The following is a 25,142-nucleotide window of genomic DNA, read 5'->3' as shown; positions in this document are numbered from 1 at the left end:
GAGGAAACCGAAGTGGTTTCCTTTTTTCTGTTTTTTTAGATAAATAATGGTATAGTAAGAAAAAGGGATTATTTCTTATAAAAGCGAATGTATACAACAGGACATATGGACAAAGAATTAGGTGGTTGAAGAAATGAAAATTTTACTGATTATGGAAGAGGCAGAAGAGAGAAGAGAGTTAGCTGAAAATTTCACTGAAAATATGAGAAATGTAGAATGTTTTGAAGCAAAGACAGGAACAGAATCTTTATTTATGATGAAAAAACATATACCAGACTTTGTTTTTTTAAGTTCCAAATTACTAGATGGTACTGGTTTTGAATATGCAAGTTTATTACGAGAAATAAATTGCTATACAAAATTTATTTTTGTAGGTGAAAACATAGAAGAATCTATTACAGCTTTTCGTTTCCAAGCATTTTATTATTTATTGCGACCATTTCGTGAAGAAGATTTACAATTTCTTTTATATAAAATAGGTAAAGAACAAGGTGAGAAAGCAAAGAGTTATTTGCGAAAACTACCGATAGAAAGTCAAGAGGGCATACGATATATTCTTCCAGAAGATATCGTATATGTAAGTAAAAATAAAGAAAATAAAACTGTTTCAATTTACACAACGAATAATCAGTATATTTCAACATATACACTTCAGGAATTAGAAAATAAGCTAAATGCATATGATTTTTTACGTGTACATAAAAGCTATTTAATTAATATGTCATATGTAAAAGAACTGAAACCTTATTATAATGGCACGTATAATTTGTATTTAGATAGGTATGATGAGCAACCGATTCCAGTCAGTCGTAATTATGTAAAACGCCTTCGAAATAACATTGAATTATAGTAGATAATGAGAGTATTTTAACATGATAAACTGAAAATCCTTCATGATAGGGAGGATTCAAGTTAAATATTCAGAAAATTTAGTACAATCTCCACTAAGAAATAGTATTGGGGGAATTGTATGTGAAGACATTGAAATCGATCTTACTTTGGGGCGTTATTACAGCAGTAGGAGCAGGTGCTTTTGGGGTAATAGCTTTATCACAAGGTGAAACCATTAATGCTGTATGGCTCTTAGTAGCTGCCGTATGTGTATATGCAGTTGCTTATCGCTTTTATAGTAGATTTATAGCGAGAAAGGTTTTTAATTTAGATGATAATCGGCAAACACCAGCCCATACATTAAATGATGGGAAAGACTATGTTCCAACAAATAAGTGGGTATTGTTTGGACATCACTTTGCAGCGATTGCTGGAGCGGGACCTTTAGTAGGACCGATTTTAGCGGCACAAATGGGGTATTTACCAGGGACCATTTGGATTATTGTTGGGGTAGTTGTTGCGGGGGCTGTCCAAGATTTTGTTATTTTATTTGCTTCAATGAGACGTAATGGTAAATCGTTAGGAGAAATGATTAAAGATGAGATTGGACCTGTTACAGGACTAATTGCAATGATAGGTATTTTAGGAATTATGATTATTTTATTAGCAGTATTAGCGTTGGTCGTAGTAAAGGCACTAATCGGAAGTCCTTGGGGAATGTTTACGATAGCAGCAACGATTCCTATCGCTATTTTAATGGGAGTTTATATGCGCTATATTAGGCCTGGTCGTGTTGGAGAAGGATCAGTAATCGGTATTATCCTACTTATTTTATCTCTTGTTGGAGGACAGTATGTAGCAGAAAATCCAACACTTGCAAGTATGTTCACATTTAGTGGTGAAACAATTGCTATTATGCTTATTGTATATGGATTTATTGCATCTGCATTACCAGTTTGGATGCTTTTAGCACCACGTGATTATTTAAGTACATTTTTAAAAGTTGGAACAATTGTAGGGTTAGCAATCGGTATCTTAATTGTAGCACCAGATTTACAAATGCCAGCAGTTTCGAAATTTATTGATGGAACTGGTCCTGTGTTCTCTGGAAACTTATTCCCATTCTTATTTATTACTATTGCTTGCGGTGCAGTGTCTGGATTCCATGCTCTTGTTTCATCAGGTACGACGCCGAAGATGATTGAGCAAGAGGGACACGCACAGCCAATCGGTTATGGAGCAATGTTAATGGAGTCGTTTGTAGCAGCGATGGCGATGATTGCAGCTTGTGTATTAACACCGGGAACGTATTTTGCAATTAATAGTCCCGCAGCACTTATCGGTACAGATGTCTCGCAGGCAGCTCAAGTTATTTCCTCATGGGGATTTGCTATTACACCAAATGAACTAAAAGATCTCGCTGTAAATGTTGGAGAGCAAACGATTTTATCACGTACAGGTGGTGCGCCAACATTAGCGATAGGTATGGCATATATTTTCTCACAAGTAATAGGTGGAACGGCCATGATGGCATTTTGGTATCATTTTGCGATTCTCTTTGAAGCCCTATTTATTTTAACAACGATTGATGCCGGAACGCGTGTCGGCCGATTTATGATTCAAGATATTTTAGGGCATGTATATAAGCCATTTGGGAAAACGGATTCTACATTAGCGAATGTAATCGCTACAACATTATGTGTATTAGGGTGGGGATATTTCTTATACCAAGGGGTAATAGATCCGCTCGGTGGAATTAATACATTATGGCCACTTTTCGGTATTGCAAATCAAATGCTAGCAGGTATTGCATTATTACTTGGAACGACAATTTTGTTCAAAATGGGAAAAAAGGCGTACGTTTGGGTAACACTTATTCCAACTGTCGGGTTGCTGATTGTAACAATGACGGCCGGGTATCAAAAGCTATTTCATGAAAATCCTAAAATTGGATTTCTATCGCATGCAAAGGTATTTCAGAGAGCATTAGATGAGGGAAAAGTGTTAGCGCCAGCTAAAAATGTCGCTCAAATGAAGCAAATTATTTTCAATGATTATATTGATGCAGCGATTTGTGGGATTTTTATGATAGTTGTAATCGCTGTGTTAATTTCAGCACTTCGAATTTGGATACAAGTATTAAGAAATAAGCCAATGCCGTTAAAGGAGGCACCATATATTCCGAGAGATGAAAGTGAGTCGAGGAACTATGCTTAAAAAGCTGTGGCAAGTATGGAGGGAAAGAAAACGCTTTATTAGTTTGCTCGTTGGGGTACCAAGTTATGAAGTATATGTGGAGCATATGAAAAAGCATCATCCTGAAGAAGAGGTTTTATGTCAAAAGCAATTTTTTGCTGAGGCACAAGAAGCAAGATTTAACGCAAAGGGTGGAAAAATATCACGCTGTTGTTAATGAAAAAGGGCGAGTTTTCGCCCTTTTTATTTTTTTGCTGTTTCACGTGGAACAGCAAAAAATAAATAAAAACTTTGGGAATTATAGGGATTTCGTATACAATAAAGTAAGGAAAGGGATAGATAGAAAAGTAAGGAGATCATTTTATGTTAAAGGACTTATTTGTAAATACAACAATTATTCTTTCCTTTATTTTTGTTGGAGGTCAGCTTTTAAGAGATAAGCCGTTAAAAGAAGGATTCTCTTTTGAGCAGAAATGTGTAGTAGGCATTTTTACTGGGATACTAGGTATATTACTAATGTATTTCGGTGTTCGTGTTGGTACCATCCTATTGGATTTACGCTACTTAGCTGTTATTCTAGCTGTTATTATTGGAGGGCCGATAGCGAGTACCATAACAATTATTATGATTTTAGTAACTAGACTGTTGTTTATGGATTATTCATTAGCTTCTCAAGTGGCCTTTTATACAATCATTGCGATAGGAATAGGGAGTATCTTTATTTCGCGTATGAAGCTTTCTTTAGGGGAAAAGTGGGTATGGTTACACGCATATATTTTATCTATTCTAATCCCAGCGTTATATATATGGTTAATTAAAGAGATCCACATAGTGGGATTATATTTAATTTCTAGTATTATTACAGGTTACATAACATTCATAAGTGCAAATTATGTTTTACAATCCAATGAGCTATTTCAAACGATGAAGCAATACGCAACGATAGATGCATTGACAGGTCTAGGAAACGTAAGACAGTTTGATTTAGAGATGAATCGTCATATTAGTAATAAACACTTGAAAAATGATTCACTTTGTTTACTACTTATAGATATTGACCATTTTAAGCATGTAAATGATACGTATGGGCACCCAGCGGGAGACGAAGTGTTAAAACAAGTAGGGCATATTTTGCGAGAAATGTCAGCATTTCCGGATTTGGTTTTTCGAAAGGGTGGAGAGGAGTTTGCGCTTTTGATACCAAGGAAAGGAATAGCTTATGGAATTCATGTTGGGGAACAAACTCGTATAGCTGTTGAAAAACATTCATTTGAATTGTTAGATGGAACAAAAATAAAAATTACAGTTTCGGTAGGGGTTTCAGAGTATGAAGGGGCATCAGAGCAATTTATTCAAGCGGCGGATGATGCGTTATACTACTCGAAACGAAATGGTAGAAATAAGGTCAGCTCTGCATCTTAAAGATAAGATGACCGGAAGACATAAAGCTTATAAAAAACACTCACAGAGGCAATGTATGAACCTTGTGAGTGTTTTTATTTATATATTAGACAAGTTCTTTTGATACAACGAATTTACGATATGCACCATGGTGAGTTGGACCTACGTATTCGTTAATTTTGAATGAGTAACGAATAGCAGCTGTGATGAATTCTTTAGCAGTTTTTACTGCTTCTTTCACAGGTTTTCCTTTTGCAAGTTCTGCTGTAATTGCAGCAGAATATGTGCAACCTGCGCCGTGTGTATTTGTAGTATCAATTTTTTCTGATTCTAAAAGATCGAATGTTTCTCCATCATATAGGACGTCGATTGCAGTTTCCGTACCAAGTTTGCTTCCGCCTTTAATTAGTACGTATTTGGCACCTAAAGCGTGGATTTTCTTCGCTGCTTCTTTCATGTCCTCAAGAGAATTAATTTTCACACCGCTTAATTGGTAAGCTTCAAATAAGTTTGGCGTTACAACTAATGCCTTTGGCACAAGAACGTCACGTAAGCAATCGTTCGTTTCAGGGTGTAATGCTTCATCTGCACCTTTACATACCATAACAGGGTCAACTACTACATTTTTGAAATTGTGCTTTTCGATTGTTTCTGCAACCATTTCAATAATTTCTACTGATCCAAGCATACCTGTTTTTAAAGCGTCTACGCCAACACCTTCAATTGTTGTTTCTAATTGTGGTTTTAATGTAGAAGCTGGGATTGGAAATACGTTATGTGCCCAACCGTTATGTGGATCCATCGTTACGATTGTTGTAAGAGATGTCATTCCGTATACGCCCAGTTCTTGGAATGTTTTTAAATCTGCTTGTATACCAGCACCGCCACTTGTGTCAGAACCAGCGATAGTAAGTGCTTTATTTAATGTCATTATGAAAGCCCCCTCGAGTGATATAATGAAAACTATGTTTTCACCATTATATCAATGTTACGAATAAGTACAAAGTGAAAAGTAGATGATTTATTTTAAGAGCTATTTAAAATCTTGTATGCAGGAGAATGAGTATGTTTCGAGATAATCGTACGAATGAATTAGTTATATTAAAGGAAATTGCAGAAACATTAAATACATCAAATGATACATATCATGTATTGCAAGCTGTCCTCGAGAAATTGCTAAGTGTAACAGGTTTAACGACAGGATGGATTTTTCTTGCGGATGAAAATGGGAAGTATACGAAGTTAATTGATTATCAATTACCAGAGGCACTTACATATAAAAATAAACGCCCGATGTGCGAAGGTGAATGTTGGTGTTTACGAGGTTTTGTAGATGGAAAATTAGAGAGAGCCGTTAATATTATTGAATGTAAAAGAATTAATAATGCAATTGAATATAATTGGGGGGATACGGAGGGCATTCTTCATCATGCTACGGTTCCTTTAAAAGCTGGGGGAGAAAAATTTGGGGTGTTAAATGTTGCAAGTCCGGGTAAAACACATTTTTCAGAAGAAGAATTAGTATTACTCCAATCGGTTGCCTTCCAAATTGGTACGGCTTTAAAGCGAACAAAATTATATGAAAATGAAAAGAGAAGAGCACATTATTATGTGAAATTAGAGCGTTTCATTCAAGATTTAAAAATGATTCATAAGTTTAATGTACTACCTGAAAAGGTGGTAAATCACGTAGGTGAAGTATTTCAATGGAATCAAGTAGCGCTTTTTATTAGGGAGGAAAAAGAATTATCTCTGCGAGCGTCTTACGTTCAGGAAGAGTTACAAGAGGATGTAAAAGAGGCGGCCAAGAAGGCGTTAGAACAAGATGAACCAGTTCTAATAAAACATCAAATAGAACATAATGTACATCTAAATCGAGCTGTTATTGCTACACCAATACATATTCAAAGCCATATATTTGGTGTTTTATGTGTTAGTTTGAATAATGGAGAGTTTGATGCTAATACAATAGATGTAATTCAAGCATTATCGAACCATGTTTCGTTAATAATAGAGAATTTGAGGTTAAACGAGCAGCGCCGTGAACTTGTACGAATGGAAGAAAGAAATCGGTTAGCAAGAGATTTACATGATTCTGTTTCGCAAAAATTATTTTCATTAACCTTCATGACAAAAGGCGCCGAGGCAGTTTTAAAAGGTAAAAATGAAAAGGTAGATCAATCTTTGCATGAGATGCGTGAACTTGCGCAAGGAGCTTTGAAAGAAATGAGGACATTAATTTGGCAGCTTCGTCCGGCAGGATTAGAAAAAGGATTATTGCCAGCTCTAAAGCAGTACGGTGAAAATTTGGGACTGAAAATTAGGGAGCAAGTTACGGGTGTTCGTGATTTACCTCGTGTAGTAGAAGAAGCTTTGTGGCGCATAGGCCAAGAAGCACTGAACAATGTAAGTAAGCATGCAGGTGTAAAAGAAGCGACGATTTATTTTACAGTGAATGAGAAAAATGTATCATTAGAAATAGTTGATCAAGGAAAGGGCTTTGTGGAAAAGAATATAAAAGAAAAGAAATCACTAGGTATGACTACGATGCGTGAAAGAGTAGAATTAGTTGGTGGAACAATTAAAATTGTAAGTAGTAATAAACGAACGAGCGTAAAAGTAAATGTACCATTATGATGTGAAAATGAGGGAAGTTTGTGAAAATAAAAGTATTGTTAGTTGATGATCATACAGTCGTTTTAAAAGGATTAGCATTTTTCTTAAGTACACAGGAAGATTTAGAGTTAGTTGGAGAAGCGAATAATGGGAAAGAAGCGTTAGTGAAAGTAGGAGAAACAAATCCCGATGTTATATTAATGGATTTATATATGCCTGAAATGGATGGTGTTGAGGCGACGGCATATATAAAAAAAGAGTATCCAAATGTGAAAGTAATTGTATTAACTAGCTTTTCTGATCAGGCGCATGTGTTACCTGCATTAAGGGCTGGAGCAAGTGGGTATATTTTAAAAGATGTAGAACCAGATCAGCTTGTTGAGGCTATTCGAAGTGCATATAAAGGTAATATTCAATTACATCCGGATATAGCAAATGCTCTTCTCTCTCAAACATTACCTGTAGAAGAAAAGGAAGAAGAACCTTCTATTCAAGTGGATGTGCTAACAGCGAGAGAAAATGAAGTATTGCAGCTATTAGCGAAAGGGATGAGCAATAAGGAAATTGCATCTGTTTTAGTTATTACAGAAAAGACGGTTAAGGCGCATGTAAGTAGCATTTTGAGTAAGTTGAATTTATCTGATCGTACGCAAGCGGCATTATATGCAGTTAAAAATGGAATTGTATAAGACGAAAGTCGTAAGACCAAGTTCGCCTTTAGAAGGTGGACTTTTTTTATGGAAAAATACGTCTATGTGAGGACGAAATTGTCTTTATATAAAGATAAAATATGTTTGTAAGCAACAAAACAACAATTACAAGGGATACCTTTTTTGAAAGCATATAACAACATAAGAGTGAGTACTAGGAGGAATAAATAATGGCAACAGTTTTATTCGTTAAAGCAAATAACCGTCCAGCGGAACAAGCAGTTAGTGTAAAATTATATGAGGCATTTTTAGTGAACTATAAAGAAGCACACCCAAATGATACAGTAGTAGAACTTGATTTATATAAAGAAGAATTACCATACGTAGGCGTAGACATGATCAATGGTACATTCAAGGTAGGTAAAGGATTTGATTTAACAGAAGAAGAAGCAAAAGCAGTAGCAGTTGCTGATAAGTATTTAAATCAATTCCTAGAAGCTGATAAAGTTGTTTTCGGCTTCCCATTATGGAACTTAACGATTCCAGCAGTATTGCACACATATATTGATTATTTAAACCGTGCTGGTAAAACGTTCAAATATACGCCAGAGGGTCCAGTTGGCCTAATCGGAGATAAGAAGATTGCATTATTAAATGCACGAGGCGGCGTATATTCAGAAGGGCCAGCAGCTGAGGTAGAAATGGCTGTTAAATATGTAGCAAGTATGATGGGCTTCTTCGGCGCAACAAACATGGAAACAGTAGTTATTGAAGGGCATAACCAATTCCCAGATAAAGCAGAAGAAATTATTGCTGCAGGTCTTGAAGAAGCAGCTAAAGTAGCAAGTAAATTTTAATTAAAATTATACTCGTCACTCGAAAAAACAGCATTAACGTTTATATGTTAATGCTGTTTTTTTATATTTTTAGTTCATCAGCAAGTTTTTCTAATGTATTTCGATCTTTTATATAATATGTTCGGCCTTCTTTTCTTAAATAATTTTGTTGGCAAAACTGATTTAATACATATAAAAGATGACGGTAGCTGACATTTAAATATTCCGAGGCCTCGGTATGCTTTTCTATATAACAATTATTTTGCTCTGTTAATAAAATAAAAGCAGCTAATCGATTTTCAAAAGGATAACTATAGTTTTTTGCGTAATTTTCAGTGCGAGTAATTGTCTTTTCTCCAATAAATTTACATAAGTGCTGTAAAAACGTTGCATCTTGTAATAAAAGTTGCTGACAATCTTTAAGAGGAAGTGCCAAACACACACAATCTTCTAGTACTTCAACGGACTTAGTAATATTTTCTACTCCTATTAATCCTAATTCCCCGATAAAAGATGGTGCTTGAATAAAATTAATTAATGAAACCTTCCCGTTTTTATGACTCATATATATTTTGGCTCTCCCAGAAATTAAGTAATAGAGATAAGGGAGAGCATTTCCTTCACTACATATCATCTCTTTCGTTTGAAAAGAATGCAGCTCTACATATGGCAAGACATGAAATGAAAATAGGGTATGGAATTGATGGATTCGCATGTATTGATAAATTTCTTCCTCATTTTTGCTGATTTTCATATTTTCACCCCTATGTATAGTATGAGATATCTCCTATTATCTTTACAAGAAGGAATGATACGATTTATGTAAATTTGTTTTTGTAGAAAAGAGAGTGTGATGAATTTATGAAAAAATATAAAACATTGTTATTTGATGTAGATGATACATTACTAGACTTCCAAAAGGCTGAAAAAGTGGCTTTACGGGTACTTTTTGAAGAGAAGGGAATCCCTTTAACAGATGAGATAGAGGCTCGTTATAAAAAAATAAATAAAGGTCTTTGGGATGCTTTTGAAAAAGGTGAACTATCACGCAATGAAGTTGTAAATACACGATTCTCTCTGTTGTTTAAAGAGTATGGAGAAGAAGTAAATGGAATATTATTCGAAAATAATTATCGTAACTACTTAGAAGAAGGAAATCAACTCATGCAAGGTGCATTTGAATTTATAAATCAAATTCAAGGGGAGTATGAGTTGTATATAGTGACAAATGGTGTTTCTAAGACGCAAGATAAACGTTTGCGTAATGCAGGGTTACATTCATTGTTTAAAGATGTTTTTGTTTCGGAAGATACAGGTTTTCAAAAGCCGATGAAAGAGTATTTTGATTATGTTTTTGAACGGATTCCTAACTTTGCACCTGAAGAAGGGCTGATTATTGGGGATTCATTAAGCGCAGATATTAAAGGTGGATATGTAGCGGGAATTGATACTTGTTGGTTTAATCCAGAAAGGAAGTTAAATGATAGTGGGATTATACCGACATATGAAGTGCATAATTTTGAGGAGTTAGAAGCGTTATTAAAGCAGCATGTGTAATAAAAAAATAGACAGTGGAGCTTTCGTCTACACTGTCTATTTTTGTTAATTTGTATTTTCGTTATGTTTTGGGAGTGGAAAGGCATTCCCAATAGCAGCTGCACCAAGCATTGGCAATAGTAAATTAAGCGGGAAAAACATAAGTAATAGCAATGTAATAGCTATTGGCTTTCGTAACGCATAGCTCGAAATTGCTGTCGTTACGATAGCAACGGATGCTACTGGATCTATAGGAAGAATAGATGCTATAGCGTATCCAATACTTGATCCGGAAAATATAATTGGGAATATATGTCCACCCCGCCACCCTGTGTTCAAACAAACGGCAGTAATGCACAACTTTAAAATCCCTGAAAGAAGTAGTATCCAAAAAGATAAATGGCTCCATTCAACAACTAATTCTTTTAATTGATGTTCCCCTGAAAATAATGTGTACGGAAGAAAAGTTCCCCCAATTCCTAATAAAATACCACCGATAATTCCGAGTGTCAGCTTGTATTCTCTAAAAGGGTGAATGAACTTTTCTAATGTGAATTCTAACTTGAAATAAAAGAAACCAACTATAGCGCCGATACTAGCAAGTGGAAGAAATGCAATCCATTCATTGAAAGAAAGTGCACCTTCCCCGAAATCAACAATAAAGGATCCACGATTATCAAGTTTACTCAGTAGTAAATAAACAGAAAAACCTGCGAAAGTAGTAGCTAAGTATACAATTGCCTTTTTTCCTTTAGAAAAAGCAGCAATTTGTTCCCCCTCATTTTCATTCGGTGCTAAATAACCGAATAATGGTGCGTTAAAAATGACACTTAAAGTAGCGCCAATTCCGATCTCGGTTAGCTCATTCATACCCTTTAAGGCAAATTTAAAGCGATCCCCTACCCATGTGCACAGTCCGCCTATAATTCCAACTAGTGCGGCTTCTGGACCAAGACTAGCTCCGAAAATTAAAACAATAATCGCTGTTAAAGTAGCCTGATGGACAAAGCGATATTCGATTCGACCAGTTTTTTTATATTCAGCCATTACTTCAGGCATAAGGCGTGGATATATACCGAAATATTTTTGTGATAGACCAACGAGGACCCCGCCAATTATTGTTACGCAAAGGGTGTAATAAGAGGGATAAGAGAGAACTTCAGGCAAGTATCCCCAAATAAAGTGGATTCCAATATTTATTGTGACTAAAAATAACCAGACTGTAGCTCCTACTATAGATCCTAGAAGAATGCCATATAGAGCAAGTATGTAATGCATATCTTTTTTATTTGTCATGTTATACCTCCGTTATGTAAATCTTAGTAGGGAAAAAAGTGAAATATACTAGTGAAAAATGGATTGAATATATATAGTATCTTTTTGAGAAGATGGCCTATTCAATATATAGGCTAACTTTTGGGGAATTTGAATTTATAGGTTAAATTACTTATTTAATTTTATAGACTGATTTGAGGTTTTTAAAGGTCTTTTTTGAAATAGACTAGAATATATTTCTTTTGTTGCTTTATATGAAACTGTTAACATTTATTTTAGAACATTCAGAAAAACTGTTTGACATTAGGAAATTATTGCTATAAAATCAACGGTAATTGCATAGTCTTATCAAGAAAAGGTGGAGGGACAGGCCCGATGAAACCTTGGCAACAGCCGTATAACGGAATTGTGCCAAATCCTGCAGGTAGTAATCCTGAGAGATAAGAAAGAGCCTTTAGAGCGTGTTTTCAAACTGCTCCTTTCTTGTTTTCAGGAAAGGGGCAGTTTTTTATTTTGTATAAAAGAAAGGAGAATGAGAGATGGGAGAATCATGGGGAAAAGGAACAATTTGTGTGCAAGGTGGCTATACGCCAAAGAATGGTGAACCACGTGTTTTACCACTTTATCAAAGCACAACGTATAAATACGATACTTCGGATGATTTAGCAGCTTTATTTAACTTAGAGGCAGAAGGATATATTTATACACGTATTGGAAACCCTACTCTAGCAGCATTTGAGCAGAAGTTATCAGATTTAGAAGGCGGTGTAGGAGCTGTTGCAACGGCTTCTGGGCAAGCAGCTATTATGCTCGCAGTTTTAAATATTTGTAGTAGTGGAGACCATTTACTTTGCTCTTCAACTGTTTACGGGGGAACGTTTAATTTATTTGGGGTGAGTTTACGTAAGCTTGGCATTGATGTTACGTTCTTTAATCCAAATTTAACGGCAGATGAAATCACGGCGCTTGCTAATGACAAGACGAAACTTATCTATGCAGAATCGTTAGGAAATCCAGCGATGAATGTTTTAAATTTTAAAGAATTTTCAGCTGCCGCTAAAGAATTAGAGGTACCTTTTATCGTTGATAATACATTAGCAACTCCTTATTTATGCCAGGCGTTTGAACATGGGGCAAATATTATTGTTCATTCTACGACGAAGTATATCGATGGGCATGCGAGCTCCTTAGGTGGTATTGTAATTGACGGTGGAAACTTTGATTGGACAAATGGAAAGTATCCTGAACTTGTTGAACCAGATCCAAGTTATCACGGTGTAAGTTACGTTCAAAACTTTGGTGCAGCAGCGTATATCGTGAAAGCACGTGTTCAGCTATTAAGAGATTATGGAAATTGTATGAGCCCATTCAATGCATATATTAGCAATATTGGCTTAGAAACATTGCATTTACGAATGGAACGTCATAGTGAAAATGCTCTTGCAGTTGCTAAGTGGCTTGCTAATCATGAACGTATTGAATGGGTGAATTATCCAGGCTTAGATAGTAATGAAAATTACTCATTAGCACAACAGTACTTGAAAAAAGGTGCTAGTGGTGTTTTAACTTTCGGTATTAAAGGCGGATTAGAAGCAGCAAAAGAATTGATCGCAAATGTAAAACTAGCAACTCTTGTAACGCACGTAGCTGATGCACGAACTTGCGTTATACATCCTGCTAGTACGACGCATAGACAATTAAATGCTGAAGATCAGCGTTTAGCGGGTGTTACATCTGATTTAATTCGTTTATCGGTTGGTATAGAAGATGTTTCTGATATTATTGCAGATTTGGAAGCAGCTCTAGTTGGAGGCAAAACACATGCCGATCATAATTGATAAAGATTTACCGGCTCGCAAAGTGTTGCAAAAAGAAAATATTTTTGTAATGACGAAGGAGCGGGCAGAAACACAAGATATACGTGCTTTAAAAATTGCTATATTAAATTTAATGCCAACGAAACAAGATACAGAGGCGCAATTACTTCGCTTAATTGGAAACACACCGTTACAATTAGATGTTCATTTGCTTCATATGGAATCACATCTATCGCGTAATGTAACGCAAGAACATTTAACAAGCTTTTATAAAACGTTTCGTGATATTGAAAATGAAAAGTTTGATGGGCTCATTATTACAGGAGCGCCAGTGGAGACCCTTGCTTTTGAAGAGGTAGATTATTGGGAAGAGCTTAAACATATTATGGAGTATTCAAAAACGAATGTAACATCTACGCTCCATATTTGCTGGGGAGCACAGGCTGGCTTGTACTATCATTATGGTGTTCCAAAGTATCCCCTTAAGGAAAAAGTGTTCGGTGTATTTGAACATGAAGTTTGCGAGCAACATGTGAAATTATTACAAGGATTTGATGAATTGTTTTTTGCTCCGCATTCTCGTCATACAGAAGTACGAGAGAATGATATTAGAGGAGTGAAAGAATTAACATTGTTAGCAAACTCTGAAGAAGCAGGTGTTCACCTTGTTATTGGGTTAGAAGGAAGGCAAGTGTTTGCCCTTGGACATAGCGAATATAGTTGTGAGACGTTAAAACAAGAATACGAACGAGATCGTGACAAGGGATTAAATATTGATGTGCCAAAAAACTATTTTAAACATAATAATCCAGATGAAAAGCCGCTTGTTAGGTGGAGGAGTCATGGTAATTTATTGTTTTCTAATTGGTTGAATTATTACGTGTATCAAGAAACCCCTTATATATTGTAAAGAAAGATTGTGTAACACGTGGCAACGTTTTCCTTGTAAAGATTAACCTTTATTTTTCCGAATGTTCAAAATACATTGTTTTTCAGATTTTTTACTCATATAATTTCATCTAAACACAATTTTTGAGGGGTGGACAGTACTATGAAAGAAATTCAAGTTGGGTTATTAGGTCTTGGGACAGTTGGCAGTGGTGTGGTTCGTATTATTACGGATCATCAAGAACGACTCATACACCAAGTAGGTTGTCCAGTGAAGGTAACGAAAGTATTAGTGCAAAACATTGAGAAAGAGAGAGAGGTAGAGGTACCTTCTACTCTATTAACACAAGATGCAAATGAAATTTTAGATAATCCAAATATTGATGTTGTTATTGAAGTGATGGGTGGCATTGATGATGCAAAATCATATATTTTACAAGCTTTAAAAAGCGGAAAGCATGTTGTAACTGCAAATAAAGACTTAATGGCATTACATGGAGCTGAATTATTAGCGACAGCAAAAGATAATAAGGCTGATTTATTCTATGAGGCGAGTGTGGCAGGGGGAATTCCAATTTTACGCAGTATCGTAGAAGGACATTCTTCAGATCTTATTACGAAAGTAATGGGAATTGTAAATGGAACAACAAATTTTATTTTGACGAAAATGTCAGACGAAGGGAGAGCATATAACGACGTGTTAAAAGAAGCCCAACAACTTGGATTTGCAGAAGCAGATCCAACATCAGATGTAGAAGGTTTAGATGCAGCAAGAAAAATGACGATTTTAGCTACCCTCGGTTTCTCTACAAATGTAGAGCTTGGAGATGTGAAAGTAAAAGGTATTACCTCTATTACAGAGGAAGATATTGAATACAGTAAGAGCTTAGGTTATACAATTAAATTAATTGGTCTTGCAAAACGAGATGGTGAAAAATTGGAGGTTACAGTTGAACCAACTTTACTTCCAAATACACATCCTCTTGCAGCAGTACAAAATGAATATAACGCTGTGTATGTGTACGGTGAAGCAGTTGGGGAAACGATGTTTTATGGACCAGGCGCAGGAAGTTTACCGACAGCTACAGCTGTTGTTTCGGATTTAGTTGCTGTAATGCAAAATATTAGATTAGGGGTAACAGGAAATAGTGCTGTAGTCCCACAATATCAAAAAGTATTAAAAGAGCCAGACGAAATTGTCGTGAAAAAGTTTTTAAGACTGCATGTAAAAGACGAAATTGGTGTATTTGCAAAAATTACTTCATTGTTCTCTGAGCGCGGAGTTAGCTTTGAGAAAATTATTCAAATGCCGCTTGAAGAGAAAGGAAAGGCTGAAATTGTAATTGTAACGCATCGTGCGTCTCTTGCTGATTATGATTATATTCTACATACGTTGCAAGGGTATGAAGAAATAGATTGTTTGAAAGCGAACTATCGAATTGAAGGGGATGCTAAGTAGTATCTCTTACCATAAAACAGAAAGAGCCTATTAAGCAGCTTGCTTAATAGGCTCTTTTCTATTTAAAATCTGCGTACCAACTTGAATAAATGCTTGGATAATCCAGCCTGTTGTAAAGGATAAGATGATTGTTCCAAAATAGATAGGTCCATCTAATAAAAAGCTTAACGTTAAAAATAAAAAGGCTAATGAAATCTCTGTTCTTCTAAACGTCCATTTTTTCTTCTCGGCAACCGTTAAAACGAAAGCTTCTTGAGGCGCTGCACAAAGGTTTGTAGAGACGTAAAGACCAATTCCAGCTCCAACGAATAGATTTCCGCAAATAAGTGTTATATATTTTGGAAGAGAGCGGATAGCGTCCATAATAGTTGTAATGGAACCAATCCAATCAACAAAAAGAGAAATAAGAACCATCGTTACAATTGTACCGATTGTAATTTGTTTTTTATTCCAAAAGAGTACGATAAGTGTAAAGGCAAAGTTAATCATGAAAATCCAAAAACCAATGCTTATCCCAAAATTTTGATATAGTGCAATAAAGAAGGAATCATAAGGGCTAAGTCCAAAGGAAGTAATTGTCGTCATCATATTAATACCGATGGCAAGAATGAGTAAACCGCCAATGAAAAATATATATTCTAATTTGAATCGAAGCATAGTTGTATATCCTTTCTAAATGTATTTGCTAGGAAAGGATATATTGTGGAAAGCCTACCAGGTCAAGGGAGAATTTTTGTGAGAAGGGGAAAATGAGATGACAAATATAAGAAAGATTGCTGAACTTGCTGGAGTATCTGTTTCAACTGTTTCACGTGTACTAAATAATCATCCGTACGTAAATGAACAGAAACGAAAAGAAATTTTAGCGATTATAGAAGAATTAAATTACACGCAAAACGTGAATGCAATTCATTTAGTGAAAGGAAAAACGAATGTAATTGGCGTTTTATTGCCACACGTAAATGATCAATATTATAGCGCTATTATCGAGGGGATATCAAAAGAGACAGCAAAGAATAATTATAATATGATGCTTTGTCAGACGAATTATAGTGAAGAAAGAGAACTAGAAATTTTGAATATGTTAAAAATGAAAAAGCTTGATGGGGTTATTATTTGTTCTCGGACAAATAGTAAGGAGAAGCTTGAAGAATATACGAAATTCGGCCCGATTGTTATGTGTGAAGAAATAGATTCAAAATGCATTTCAAGTGTACATATCGATTACTACAAAGTATTTTCACGTGGGATGAAAAGCTTAATAGATGCCGGTCATACACGTATTGGATATTGTATTGGAAGAAGTAATAGTGTTAATAGCCAAAGACGAAAGAAGGCGTATGAAGATTCGCTTCAACAGAGTATCGTAACACCGTTAGAGACCTGGAAATTTGAAGGTTGTTTTACAGTGGAAGATGGACGCAATGTAATTAGAGAATGGGCTCATATGTCAGTAAAACCGACAGCGTTCCTTGTATCTTGTACCATATTGCAGCGGGGATGGTTACAGAAGCAAAAAAACAAGGAATTCGTATTCCAGAGGATATTACGATTATCGGGTGTGATGATCAAGAGGTGGCAGATATATTGGGTATAACGACGATTTCGCATTCTAGTAAAAACGTTGGAGTAAAAGCGTTTGAATTATTATATGAAAAGATTAATGAAGAGAAATTAGATGTGAAGCATATAGAGTTATTACCAGAGTTAATAGATAGAGAAACGACATAATTGAGAAGGTGTGAAAATCGCTTTTCAAAATTTCGTTTGGTATAATTATGGACAATCTATGAGGGCTAAAAGGGGTTTTGATATGAGATCAAAAGTAGTAAAAGTAATTCTACTCATTACAATTGCATCTTTCTGTTTATTTGCATATGGCTTTGTTTCAGGTGTAAATGATGTATTAAATCCGAAAGCTTCAAATTTAATTAAAAAGACCGATGTAGTGGCAAAAGAGAAAAAGAAAACGGGAACGTTACAAATCGTTAGTTTAGGTGATTCATTAACGCGTGGCGTTGGTGATAAAGAAGGAATTGGCTATGTTGGGCGAATGAAAGAGGATTTACAAAAAGATTATAAGCAAAAAATTGCATTAACAAATTTAGCAGTTAGTGGTGCAAAAATGCCCGATTTATTAAAACAAATTGAAAGTAATGGCGCTCAATATTCAATTAAGCAAGCAGATGTAATTGTGTTAACGATTGGTGGAAATGATTTGTTCCCAGGCTGGGAATCACTTGGGAAAATAGATTTAGAGACGTATCGTCCTGACACAGAGACGTTTCAAAATGAAGCAAAGAAAATTATAGAAGAAATTCGTAAATTAAATACAGATAGTCCGATTTTTTGGCTTGGTTTATACAATCCTTTTGAAGATGTAGAAGATTTAAAAGGGTCTTCAAACATTGTTGTGGACTGGAATGCATCTTTAGAGAAATTGGCGCTAAACGATAAAAATGTGTATATTACACCGACATTTGATTTATTCCAAAACCGCGGGAAAGATTTATTATACTCTGATCATTTTCATCCGAACGAAGTAGGTTATACGTATATGGCAGAACGTTTAGTTCAAAATGTTGTAAGTAAATTAAAACTAGAACAAGGAGGGGTAAAATGACGACGATACTTTCCGTACGAGACTTGAAGAAGGTAATTGGAAAGAAGACTCTTGTAGAGAATATTTCCTTTGATGTAAAGCAAGGAGAAGTGTTCGGGTTCTTAGGACCAAATGGTGCTGGAAAGACGACTACCATTCGAATGTTAGTCGGATTGATTAAGGCGACAGAAGGTACGATTTCTATCGGTGGTTATTCGATTAAGGAAAATTTCAGAGAAGCGATGCGTCAAATTGGGAGTATCGTTGAAAACCCAGAGTTGTATACATATTTAACGGGATGGGAAAATTTAAAGCAATTTGCTCGTATGTTAGGTGATATATCAGATGAACGTATTATTGAAATTGCTGAAATGGTTCATTTAGATGAAAGAATTCATGACAAGGTAAAAACGTACTCACTTGGTATGAAACAACGTCTTGGAATTGCGCAGGCGCTCCTTGGAAATCCGAAATTGCTCATATTAGATGAACCAACGAATGGTTTAGATCCAGCAGGGATTAGAGAACTTAGGGAATTTATACATAAGCTTGTAAAAGAAGAAAATATGAGCGTGTTTATTTCAAGCCACTTGCTAAGTGAAGTGCAAATGATATGCGATCGCGTTGCTATTATTCATAAAGGAAAGATGATAACAGTTGCCAAGGTTGAAGAATTAATTAAAACAGCAAGTGATCGTGTAGAATGGATTGTTACACCGATTTCTAAGGCGAAAGATATGCTAGAAGCGGCCGAAGAAGTAAGGGAAGTGAGTGTAGAAGGCGATCGATTACTATGCCGCATGGATATTGCATCTATAAGTAGTTGGAATAAACACTTTGTCGCAAATGAAATAGATGTACATAGCGTTAAGGAGCTTGTATTTACGCTAGAAGATTTATTTATTGAACTCACAAGGGGTGAGCAGCATGCGTGAATTTGCGAATCTAGTTTTAAATGAATCAGAAAAGATTTACCGCAAGAAACGTATTTTTGTTGTCATGCTTATTTTAGCAATCTTGATCCCGCTTTTTGTGTATGCGCAGTATCGTGAAATAGAAACGACACAAAAAAGACTCGGTACAACTGATTGGAAGGTTTCATTGCAACAGCAAATTGTTGATTCTCAGAACCGGTTGAACAATTCTAGGTTGCCAGAAGAATGGCGTGATTGGTTAAAGGTAAGAGTTGAGCAACAACAATATTATTTAGATCATGATATTAATCCGATGGCACCGGGTGCACCGACTTTTGTCAGAGCATTTATTGAACAAGGAATTACATTATTTATTCCGCTTCTCGTAATGATTGTCGCCATTGATATCGTTTCAGGAGAACGAAGTGATGGGACGATGAAGATGTTACTTACGCGGCCGATTCGGCGCTGGAAAATACTCCTTAGTAAATACGTGACGATGTTATTTTTCATTTCGCTCATACTGTTTCTTGTAGGTTTGTTTGCTTACATATTATCAGGGCTTGTATTTGGGTACTCGGGATGGAATTTACCTGTTTTAACAGGATTCGTCATTGATAAGGAAACGTTAAATACGAACTTTGTACATCTTATTCCGCAGTGGCAATACATCTTAATGGCGTATGGACTAGCCTGGTTTGTTGCTATCGTTGTCGGAACTATATCATTTATGGTCTCTGTTTTAATTCGTAATACACCAGCTGGTATGGGCGTTATGCTAGCTGCATTAATTGCAGGCGGTATTTTAAGCTCGTTCGCAACATCTTGGGAAGGCGCCAAATATATTTTTAGTGTGAATTTATCATTAACGGATTATTTATCAGGAAAATTACCTGCATTACAAGGTTTATCGATGGGATTTTCTTTGATGAATTTAACTGTTTGGGCAGTTGTTTCTCTTGTTATTTCGTTCGTAGTATTTACAAGACAGGATATGGTGAATTAATTAGACAGGAAGTGACAGTATGGAAAATGTTTTAAAGAATGATTGGGAGCCACTATTGGCACCAGAATTCGAGAAAGAGTATTATCTTACTCTATCCAGTTTTTTGACAGAAGAATACAGCACGCATGTTGTTTATCCGAAGGTAGAAGATATTTTTAACGCTCTTCAGTATACAAGTTATGAAAATACAAAGGTTGTCATTTTAGGGCAAGATCCATATCATGGACCGAATCAAGCGCATGGTTTAAGCTTTTCTGTGCAACCTGGTGTTAAAACACCACCGTCATTGTTAAATATGTATAAAGAACTTCGAGATGAATATGGTTATGAAATCCCGAATAACGGTTATTTAGTAAAATGGGCGGAACAAGGAGTATTATTACTAAATACCGTATTAACAGTTCGTCAAGGCGAAGCAAATTCTCATAAGGGAAAAGGATGGGAGCACTTCACAGATCGTGTAATTGAACTGTTGAACGAACGTGAAAAGCCAGTTATTTTCATATTGTGGGGGCGCCATGCGCAGGCGAAGAAGAAATTAATTACGAATCCGAATCATCATATTATCGAATCTGTACATCCAAGCCCATTATCGGCAAGACGTGGTTTCTTTGGTAGTAAGCCATATTCTAAAATAAATACGATTTTAGCTAATATGGGCGAAAGAGAAATTGATTGGGAAATTCCAAATTTATAAATAGAAAAGGTAGTTAACAGTTGTTAACTACCTTTTTATTATCATTGTTGCTCGTTCTTTAATTTTGCATCTAGTACAAAAGTACCAAATGGGATAACTGATGAAACGAATGCTCCAAGTGCCCATAAAATTGATTTACGGTGTACGATTGTTACTTGAATTACTGCAAAGATGAATAGAATAAATAGAACACCATGAGCCATGCCTGTAATTTTAACAGCTGTTGCAAATCCTGCGAAATATTTCAATGGCATTGCTACAAATAATAGTAATAGGAAAGAAATACCTTCAACTAGTCCAATTGCTCTTAATCGTCCGATTGGTGTAGATAACATAAAGTAGCCTCCTTTAACGTATGCTTGTATATAGTAAATTTGTATTCTTTTTCAAAATAAAATAGTCTATTTTGTTTCATTATATACAAAAAGAAAGTTTACACTACGAGAATAGTGCAAAGTTCAAAATATAGTCACAAAAGCATGAGAATTTAAATAAAAACCTATTTGAAGTATTTGACTTCAAATAGGTTTTGTGAATGAAAATATTAAACAAGTACATCCGTTTTTAAAACGAATTTCTCTACAACTTTTGCAACACCATCGTTCATATTTGTATCTGTTACGTAGTTTGCAATTTCTTTAATATCATCAGGTGCATTTCCCATTGCAACGCCAAGACCAGCAAATTCAATCATTGCTTGGTCGTTATAGCTATCGCCCATTGCGATAACTTCTTCACGCTTAATGCCAAGCTTTTGAATCAGTTTGTTTAAGCTCGTTCCTTTTGTAACACCGGCTTCTGTAAATTCTAAGAAGAATGGTTTCGAACGCATCACGCTTAATTGGCCTTCTAGTTGTTTTTGTAGTTTTGATTCTACTATTTGTAAGTGTTCCGGATTTTCTACCATTAATACTTTTACAACTGGTTGTTGTACAGCTTCTTTCAGATTATGTACTTCTACAATTGGCATACCTGTAATTTGACCTTCAATTTCTGTATAAGAGTTGTTTTTTTCAGTAATAATATCGTCACCAATGTATGTGTGGATCCAGACGTTTTCTTCTTTACTAATATCGTATAGACTGTGAACGATTTCAGGAGATAACGTACTACTGAATAATTCTTCATCTGTTTTACAGTTAATAATTTTTGCACCGTTAAATGAAAGAATGAAGCTACCATACTCTTCTAAATGTAGTTCTTTTGCGATTGTACGCATTGCGAATGTTGGACGTCCAGAAGCAAGTACAACCTTTACACCTTGCTCTTGTGCAGTCATTAACGCTTCTTTCGTACGAGGTGAAATAGTATGGTCATCACGTAATAAAGTATCATCTAAATCTAAAACAATCATTTTATAAGTCATATAGAAAATTCCTTTCTTTAATTGAAATCAAAATACATGTTCATGAAGATGTTGAGGAATAATAGTAAGACATCAAACCTCTTTGAAAAGAAGTAGATAAATTATTATGAGTTGTTGCTCATAATATTGGTTAATAATCATTGGGGAAGAATAAAACCCCAATGATTAAAGTTTGATTTTATCGTAACAACTCTAAAGATAGAGTGCAATAATGGAAGTTTTCCAATTTAAGATATTTGTTTTGCAGCGGAACGAGAAAATAGTATTTCTAGCAAGATTGCCATTACAGATCCAAGAACGAGACCATTACTTAAAAACGATGCTAGAAATGGTGGAAGTGTGGAATATGCTCCTGCTGGAACAAACATAACTCCGACTCCTGTAAAGATTGAAAGACCAGCTACTTTAAATAATCGTTCTTTATCCTGGACAGTTTCGTATTCTCGAAAGGCGAGACCAATCATGCTTGCGAATACAGGATAAATAGCGGCATAACCAACTGCAACAGGGATTGCTGCAAAGAATGAAGTAATCTTTGGAAATATACTAACGACAATAATAAAGCTTGACCCTAATATAAACGGGAGACGTTTATAAATATTAGTCGTTGCAATAAAACCTGCTGATCCAGAAATAGCGACAGGCCCAATAGCTGAAAATAGGCCGCCTAGCAATTGGTTGATTCCTGTTATAATGCCAGCTTGTTTAAAACGATCTGATGCAGCGTTTTCTTCATATTTAGAGACAACCTTTTGTACAACGCGAATACTTGCTAACATATTTGTTAGAAGTAAGAGTGTAACGAAAATGACCGTAATTACCATGTTCCATTCAACACGAGGCATTCCGAAAACAAATAAGGATGGAAAACGGATTATGTCTGTCACTGGTGTTATTGGATTAGATAATCCGAAACATGCGAATAATATCCAGCCGCATACGATACTGAAAAGAACGGAATATTGTCCAATAATAGGTAGCTTCATGATGAAAAAGGATAGTAAAATAACAATGAGTGAAAGAATAAATACGTTAGGTTGTACTTCTGTATGTTTTCCATCAAGGCCAAACATTCCCTTTAAGAAGGAGCCACTAAGCTGCGCGACAAGAAGAAATAAATACGTTCCAATGACTGTCGGTGTAAAATAGCGAACAAGTTTATCAATAAGTCCAAAAACGCTAAGAATAATACAAATAATACCGCTTAATAAGAAAGCATATTGAAGAACTTTAAGTGTCTCATTGCTTGATCCAAATAGCACGACGCCTAAACTTGCGTAAAGGGAGAAAATTCCCCACCAAAGGCCAGCAGGACCTTCTTGAATAGGAAGTTTATGCCCAAATATAGCTTGCAAGAGACCAGCAAAACCTAGAACAAATAACGTTCTTTGTACGAATGCGATAGCTTCAGCACCATCAAGACCATAACTAGTTGCGACACTAATTGGTACAATAAGGCTTCCAGCTAAAATAAATAGTGCCCATTGTAAGGCGGAAAGAAATGTCTTCATTATATCAACCTCTTTCATAGATTCCGTATCTAGTATATACGTATTTTATTTCCACTGGCAAAGATTGTAGATAGAGAAAAGAGTTGAAACACGGTATGAATGCACGTAAGCAATTATGGATAGCAGTTATATGTATGACTTTTGTTGTAATTCTAGGAACGATAGGATTTATGACGATTGAAGAGATTAGTTTGTTTCAAGCATTTTGGATGACAATGATTACTGTATTGACTGTTGGATACGGAGATGCTGTTCCTGTAACGCAAGCGGGGAAAGTATTTGCGCTTCTTATTATTCCTGTTGGCGTAGGTATTGTTACGTATGCAATTGGGGTAGTGGCCGCTATGATTATTGAAGGGAATTTATTTCATGCAGTACGGAGGAAGAAGATGGATAAACAAATAGCGCAGTTGAAAAATCATATTATAGTATGTGGTTGCGGTAGAGTGGGGCTTCAAGTTGTACATGAATTGCAAGAAAAGAATATTCCATTTGTCGTTGTTGATAAAGATGAAAGTATATTGGAGCAGGAAAAGCTTTTATTTGTACATGGAGATGCAACGGAAGATCAAGTATTACATAATGCCGGAATTTTAAAAGCAGCTGGTTTAGTTGCTATTGTTGCAAATGATGCCGAAAATGTATTTATTACATTAACAGCAAGAGGGTTAAACGATACGATTAAAATTGTGGCGAGATCTGAAAAGCCAGAAACTGAAGAGAAATTAAGGCGTGCCGGTGCAAATAAGGTTATTAATCCATCTAGTATGGCGGGTATTCATATCGCAAAAGGTATTGCAAATCCATTAACCGTTCATTATATTGATACAGTGTTGTATGGAATAGAACAGTCATTTGTCATTGAAGAAATTCTAGTTGGAAAAGATTCAATATTAGTTGGTAAATCGTTACTAGAGAGTAATGTAAGGAATCAGTTTGATGTAACAATATTAGCGATTTCAAGAAATGGGGATATTATACATAATCCAGCAGGGCAGGAAAAATTGAAAGAACGTGATATGATAATAGTATTTGGTTCAGTAGAGAAATTGGGGCAATTCGAGAAAGAATTACAAAGTACGAGGTGAGAAGGAATGCAAATATCTAGCGACAAGGTTTTAAATAAAATGGCGAATGAAATTGCGAAGGCAAAAAGTAGTGAAGGACAAAAGTCAAAAGAACATTTATTAGTTGTGCGTGCTTTATGTGATTTATTATTAGATGAACAAGTTGAAACATCTACATATAGAGAACCGCAAATTCCATCGCAAGTAATTGGATCACAACCAGTAACAACTATGCAACCAATTGCACCTGTTTCTGGGGAGCCGGTATATATAAAAGAAAGTGATGCAAACGGTAATTCTTTATTTGATTTTTAGAAGATAAATCGTTTGGCTTATATGCAAAAATTGCTTATGATAAAGGTAAAAAAGACCTGCGGTAGTATGTCAACTGAAAAATAATATCTTTTGAAGTTATCAAAGGACAAATTGCTTAAAAAAGACATCACGAAACTAGACCAGTATTTTATGTAAAAT

General features: G+C 35.5%; 24 protein-coding genes, 1 pseudogene and 1 riboswitch. Of the genes and pseudogenes, 18 read left to right on the top strand and 7 right to left on the bottom strand.

Annotated features, from left to right (window positions below):
* Positions 1-133: 133 nt before the first annotated feature.
* The 4 genes from MR168_RS08490 to MR168_RS08475 all read left to right on the top strand — a co-directional run bounded on the left by MR168_RS08490 (position 134) and on the right by MR168_RS08475 (position 4,449).
* Positions 134-850 carry a LytR/AlgR family response regulator transcription factor gene (locus MR168_RS08490; protein WP_000698256.1) on the top strand — a complete coding sequence of 239 codons (717 nt, stop codon included), beginning with the start codon at positions 134-136 and terminating at the stop codon, positions 848-850.
* 122 nt (positions 851-972) lie between these two features.
* A complete protein-coding gene (cstA, locus tag MR168_RS08485; RefSeq protein WP_086411425.1) occupies positions 973-3,048 on the top strand; it encodes a carbon starvation protein CstA in 2,076 nt (691 codons plus the stop codon).
* Positions 3,041-3,244, top strand: a complete 204-nt coding sequence (locus tag MR168_RS08480; RefSeq protein WP_000914505.1) for a YbdD/YjiX family protein — start codon at positions 3,041-3,043, stop codon at positions 3,242-3,244. The genes cstA and MR168_RS08480 overlap by 8 nt, the downstream gene beginning before the upstream one ends.
* Positions 3,245-3,390: 146 nt before the next feature.
* The gene (locus tag MR168_RS08475) at positions 3,391-4,449 is read left to right on the top strand and encodes a GGDEF domain-containing protein (RefSeq protein ID WP_086411424.1); all 1,059 of its coding nucleotides are present in this window, start codon (positions 3,391-3,393) and stop codon (positions 4,447-4,449) included.
* Positions 4,450-4,534: 85 nt separating this feature from the next.
* Here MR168_RS08475 and pdxK read toward each other — a convergent pair whose 3' ends face one another.
* Complete coding sequence (gene pdxK, locus MR168_RS08470) at positions 4,535-5,359, bottom strand: pyridoxine/pyridoxal/pyridoxamine kinase (RefSeq protein WP_000174252.1); 825 nt, start codon at positions 5,357-5,359, stop codon at positions 4,535-4,537.
* A gap of 134 nt (positions 5,360-5,493) precedes the next feature.
* Between pdxK and MR168_RS08465 the strand changes: the two genes are divergently transcribed.
* The 3 genes from MR168_RS08465 to MR168_RS08455 all read left to right on the top strand — a co-directional run bounded on the left by MR168_RS08465 (position 5,494) and on the right by MR168_RS08455 (position 8,551).
* Positions 5,494-7,065: a GAF domain-containing sensor histidine kinase gene (locus MR168_RS08465; protein WP_242291234.1), complete on the top strand. Its 1,572-nt coding sequence runs from the start codon at positions 5,494-5,496 to the stop codon at positions 7,063-7,065.
* A 20-nt stretch (positions 7,066-7,085) separates the two neighbouring features.
* Positions 7,086-7,733, top strand: coding sequence for a response regulator (locus tag MR168_RS08460; RefSeq protein ID WP_000695799.1), 648 nt, complete (start codon positions 7,086-7,088; stop codon positions 7,731-7,733).
* A gap of 191 nt (positions 7,734-7,924) precedes the next feature.
* Positions 7,925-8,551, top strand: a complete 627-nt coding sequence (locus MR168_RS08455) for an FMN-dependent NADH-azoreductase (protein WP_000246744.1) — start codon at positions 7,925-7,927, stop codon at positions 8,549-8,551.
* Positions 8,552-8,612: 61 nt separating this feature from the next.
* Here the strand turns inward: MR168_RS08455 and MR168_RS08450 are convergent, their stop codons facing one another.
* Complete coding sequence (locus tag MR168_RS08450; RefSeq protein WP_006921968.1) at positions 8,613-9,284, bottom strand: transcriptional regulator YeiL; 672 nt, start codon at positions 9,282-9,284, stop codon at positions 8,613-8,615.
* Positions 9,285-9,391: 107 nt separating this feature from the next.
* Here MR168_RS08450 and MR168_RS08445 point away from each other — a divergent pair, with 107 nt between their 5' ends.
* Positions 9,392-10,087: a YjjG family noncanonical pyrimidine nucleotidase gene (locus MR168_RS08445; RefSeq protein WP_000760196.1), complete on the top strand. Its 696-nt coding sequence runs from the start codon at positions 9,392-9,394 to the stop codon at positions 10,085-10,087.
* 45 nt (positions 10,088-10,132) lie between these two features.
* Here MR168_RS08445 and MR168_RS08440 read toward each other — a convergent pair whose 3' ends face one another.
* Positions 10,133-11,362 carry a chloride channel protein gene (locus MR168_RS08440; RefSeq protein ID WP_086388876.1) on the bottom strand — a complete coding sequence of 410 codons (1,230 nt, stop codon included), beginning with the start codon at positions 11,360-11,362 and terminating at the stop codon, positions 10,133-10,135.
* A 321-nt stretch (positions 11,363-11,683) separates the two neighbouring features.
* A riboswitch (SAM riboswitch) is annotated at positions 11,684-11,788 on the top strand.
* Positions 11,789-11,880: 92 nt separating this feature from the next.
* Between MR168_RS08440 and MR168_RS08435 the strand changes: the two genes are divergently transcribed.
* The 3 genes from MR168_RS08435 (at position 11,881) to MR168_RS08425 (ending at position 15,505) form a co-directional block, all read left to right on the top strand.
* Entirely contained in the window at positions 11,881-13,179 is a 1,299-nt protein-coding gene (locus tag MR168_RS08435) for a bifunctional O-acetylhomoserine aminocarboxypropyltransferase/cysteine synthase (RefSeq protein WP_006921972.1), read from the top strand.
* Positions 13,163-14,068 (top strand): homoserine O-acetyltransferase MetA, encoded by a 906-nt coding sequence (gene metA / locus MR168_RS08430; RefSeq protein ID WP_086411422.1) that lies wholly within the window; start codon positions 13,163-13,165, stop codon positions 14,066-14,068. The genes MR168_RS08435 and metA overlap by 17 nt, the downstream gene beginning before the upstream one ends.
* Positions 14,069-14,209: 141 nt before the next feature.
* Positions 14,210-15,505 carry a homoserine dehydrogenase gene (locus tag MR168_RS08425; RefSeq protein ID WP_242291233.1) on the top strand — a complete coding sequence of 432 codons (1,296 nt, stop codon included), beginning with the start codon at positions 14,210-14,212 and terminating at the stop codon, positions 15,503-15,505.
* A 30-nt stretch (positions 15,506-15,535) separates the two neighbouring features.
* Here MR168_RS08425 and MR168_RS08420 read toward each other — a convergent pair whose 3' ends face one another.
* A complete protein-coding gene (locus tag MR168_RS08420) occupies positions 15,536-16,162 on the bottom strand; it encodes a YczE/YyaS/YitT family protein (protein ID WP_000943411.1) in 627 nt (208 codons plus the stop codon).
* 97 nt (positions 16,163-16,259) lie between these two features.
* On the opposite strand from MR168_RS08420, the pseudogene MR168_RS08415 reads away from it, so the two are divergent.
* From MR168_RS08415 to MR168_RS08395, 5 genes and pseudogenes are all read left to right on the top strand, one after another.
* Positions 16,260-17,236, top strand: a pseudogene (locus MR168_RS08415) (LacI family DNA-binding transcriptional regulator).
* A gap of 10 nt (positions 17,237-17,246) precedes the next feature.
* Positions 17,247-18,128, top strand: a complete 882-nt coding sequence (locus MR168_RS08410; protein ID WP_002022849.1) for an SGNH/GDSL hydrolase family protein — start codon at positions 17,247-17,249, stop codon at positions 18,126-18,128.
* Positions 18,125-19,042, top strand: a complete 918-nt coding sequence (locus MR168_RS08405; protein ID WP_000207717.1) for an ABC transporter ATP-binding protein — start codon at positions 18,125-18,127, stop codon at positions 19,040-19,042. Before MR168_RS08410 ends, MR168_RS08405 begins: the two co-directional genes overlap by 4 nt.
* Positions 19,035-20,027 carry an ABC transporter permease subunit gene (locus MR168_RS08400; protein WP_001206477.1) on the top strand — a complete coding sequence of 331 codons (993 nt, stop codon included), beginning with the start codon at positions 19,035-19,037 and terminating at the stop codon, positions 20,025-20,027. The genes MR168_RS08405 and MR168_RS08400 overlap by 8 nt, the downstream gene beginning before the upstream one ends.
* A gap of 19 nt (positions 20,028-20,046) precedes the next feature.
* Positions 20,047-20,724 (top strand): uracil-DNA glycosylase, encoded by a 678-nt coding sequence (locus MR168_RS08395; RefSeq protein WP_000432519.1) that lies wholly within the window; start codon positions 20,047-20,049, stop codon positions 20,722-20,724.
* A 41-nt stretch (positions 20,725-20,765) separates the two neighbouring features.
* On the opposite strand, the gene MR168_RS08390 is transcribed toward MR168_RS08395, so the two are convergent.
* From MR168_RS08390 to MR168_RS08380, 3 genes are all read right to left on the bottom strand, one after another.
* On the bottom strand, positions 20,766-21,059 hold the full coding sequence (locus MR168_RS08390) for a DUF3817 domain-containing protein (RefSeq protein WP_000953396.1): 294 nt from the start codon (positions 21,057-21,059) through the stop codon (positions 20,766-20,768).
* A 209-nt stretch (positions 21,060-21,268) separates the two neighbouring features.
* Entirely contained in the window at positions 21,269-22,090 is an 822-nt protein-coding gene (locus tag MR168_RS08385; RefSeq protein WP_086411421.1) for a Cof-type HAD-IIB family hydrolase, read from the bottom strand.
* A 227-nt stretch (positions 22,091-22,317) separates the two neighbouring features.
* A complete protein-coding gene (locus MR168_RS08380) occupies positions 22,318-23,601 on the bottom strand; it encodes a purine/pyrimidine permease (protein WP_000847034.1) in 1,284 nt (427 codons plus the stop codon).
* A 95-nt stretch (positions 23,602-23,696) separates the two neighbouring features.
* Between MR168_RS08380 and MR168_RS08375 the strand changes: the two genes are divergently transcribed.
* Positions 23,697-24,689, top strand: a complete 993-nt coding sequence (locus MR168_RS08375) for a potassium channel family protein (RefSeq protein ID WP_000993980.1) — start codon at positions 23,697-23,699, stop codon at positions 24,687-24,689.
* A gap of 6 nt (positions 24,690-24,695) precedes the next feature.
* A complete protein-coding gene (locus MR168_RS08370) occupies positions 24,696-24,983 on the top strand; it encodes a YwdI family protein (protein WP_001167364.1) in 288 nt (95 codons plus the stop codon).
* The last annotated feature ends 159 nt before the right edge of the window (positions 24,984-25,142 follow it).

The sequence above is a fragment of the Bacillus cereus group sp. BfR-BA-01356 genome (genome assembly GCF_022663635.1).
Lineage (GTDB): Bacteria > Bacillota > Bacilli > Bacillales > Bacillaceae_G > Bacillus_A > Bacillus_A cereus.
This window is presented reverse-complemented; position numbering and strand designations above follow the sequence as displayed.

Coding starts and splice junctions, on each gene's coding strand:
- MR168_RS08490 (WP_000698256.1), top strand. CDS start 134: ATGAAAATTTTACTGATTATGGAAGAGGCAGAAGAGAGAAGAGAGTTA.
- MR168_RS08480 (WP_000914505.1), top strand. CDS start 3,041: ATGCTTAAAAAGCTGTGGCAAGTATGGAGGGAAAGAAAACGCTTTATT.
- MR168_RS08475 (WP_086411424.1), top strand. CDS start 3,391: ATGTTAAAGGACTTATTTGTAAATACAACAATTATTCTTTCCTTTATT.
- pdxK (WP_000174252.1), bottom strand. CDS start 5,359: ATGACATTAAATAAAGCACTTACTATCGCTGGTTCTGACACAAGTGGC.
- MR168_RS08465 (WP_242291234.1), top strand. CDS start 5,494: ATGTTTCGAGATAATCGTACGAATGAATTAGTTATATTAAAGGAAATT.
- MR168_RS08455 (WP_000246744.1), top strand. CDS start 7,925: ATGGCAACAGTTTTATTCGTTAAAGCAAATAACCGTCCAGCGGAACAA.
- MR168_RS08450 (WP_006921968.1), bottom strand. CDS start 9,284: ATGAAAATCAGCAAAAATGAGGAAGAAATTTATCAATACATGCGAATC.
- MR168_RS08445 (WP_000760196.1), top strand. CDS start 9,392: ATGAAAAAATATAAAACATTGTTATTTGATGTAGATGATACATTACTA.
- MR168_RS08440 (WP_086388876.1), bottom strand. CDS start 11,362: ATGACAAATAAAAAAGATATGCATTACATACTTGCTCTATATGGCATT.
- MR168_RS08435 (WP_006921972.1), top strand. CDS start 11,881: ATGGGAGAATCATGGGGAAAAGGAACAATTTGTGTGCAAGGTGGCTAT.
- metA (WP_086411422.1), top strand. CDS start 13,163: ATGCCGATCATAATTGATAAAGATTTACCGGCTCGCAAAGTGTTGCAA.
- MR168_RS08425 (WP_242291233.1), top strand. CDS start 14,210: ATGAAAGAAATTCAAGTTGGGTTATTAGGTCTTGGGACAGTTGGCAGT.
- MR168_RS08420 (WP_000943411.1), bottom strand. CDS start 16,162: ATGCTTCGATTCAAATTAGAATATATATTTTTCATTGGCGGTTTACTC.
- MR168_RS08405 (WP_000207717.1), top strand. CDS start 18,125: ATGACGACGATACTTTCCGTACGAGACTTGAAGAAGGTAATTGGAAAG.
- MR168_RS08400 (WP_001206477.1), top strand. CDS start 19,035: ATGCGTGAATTTGCGAATCTAGTTTTAAATGAATCAGAAAAGATTTAC.
- MR168_RS08395 (WP_000432519.1), top strand. CDS start 20,047: ATGGAAAATGTTTTAAAGAATGATTGGGAGCCACTATTGGCACCAGAA.
- MR168_RS08390 (WP_000953396.1), bottom strand. CDS start 21,059: ATGTTATCTACACCAATCGGACGATTAAGAGCAATTGGACTAGTTGAA.
- MR168_RS08385 (WP_086411421.1), bottom strand. CDS start 22,090: ATGACTTATAAAATGATTGTTTTAGATTTAGATGATACTTTATTACGT.
- MR168_RS08380 (WP_000847034.1), bottom strand. CDS start 23,601: ATGAAGACATTTCTTTCCGCCTTACAATGGGCACTATTTATTTTAGCT.
- MR168_RS08375 (WP_000993980.1), top strand. CDS start 23,697: ATGAATGCACGTAAGCAATTATGGATAGCAGTTATATGTATGACTTTT.
- MR168_RS08370 (WP_001167364.1), top strand. CDS start 24,696: ATGCAAATATCTAGCGACAAGGTTTTAAATAAAATGGCGAATGAAATT.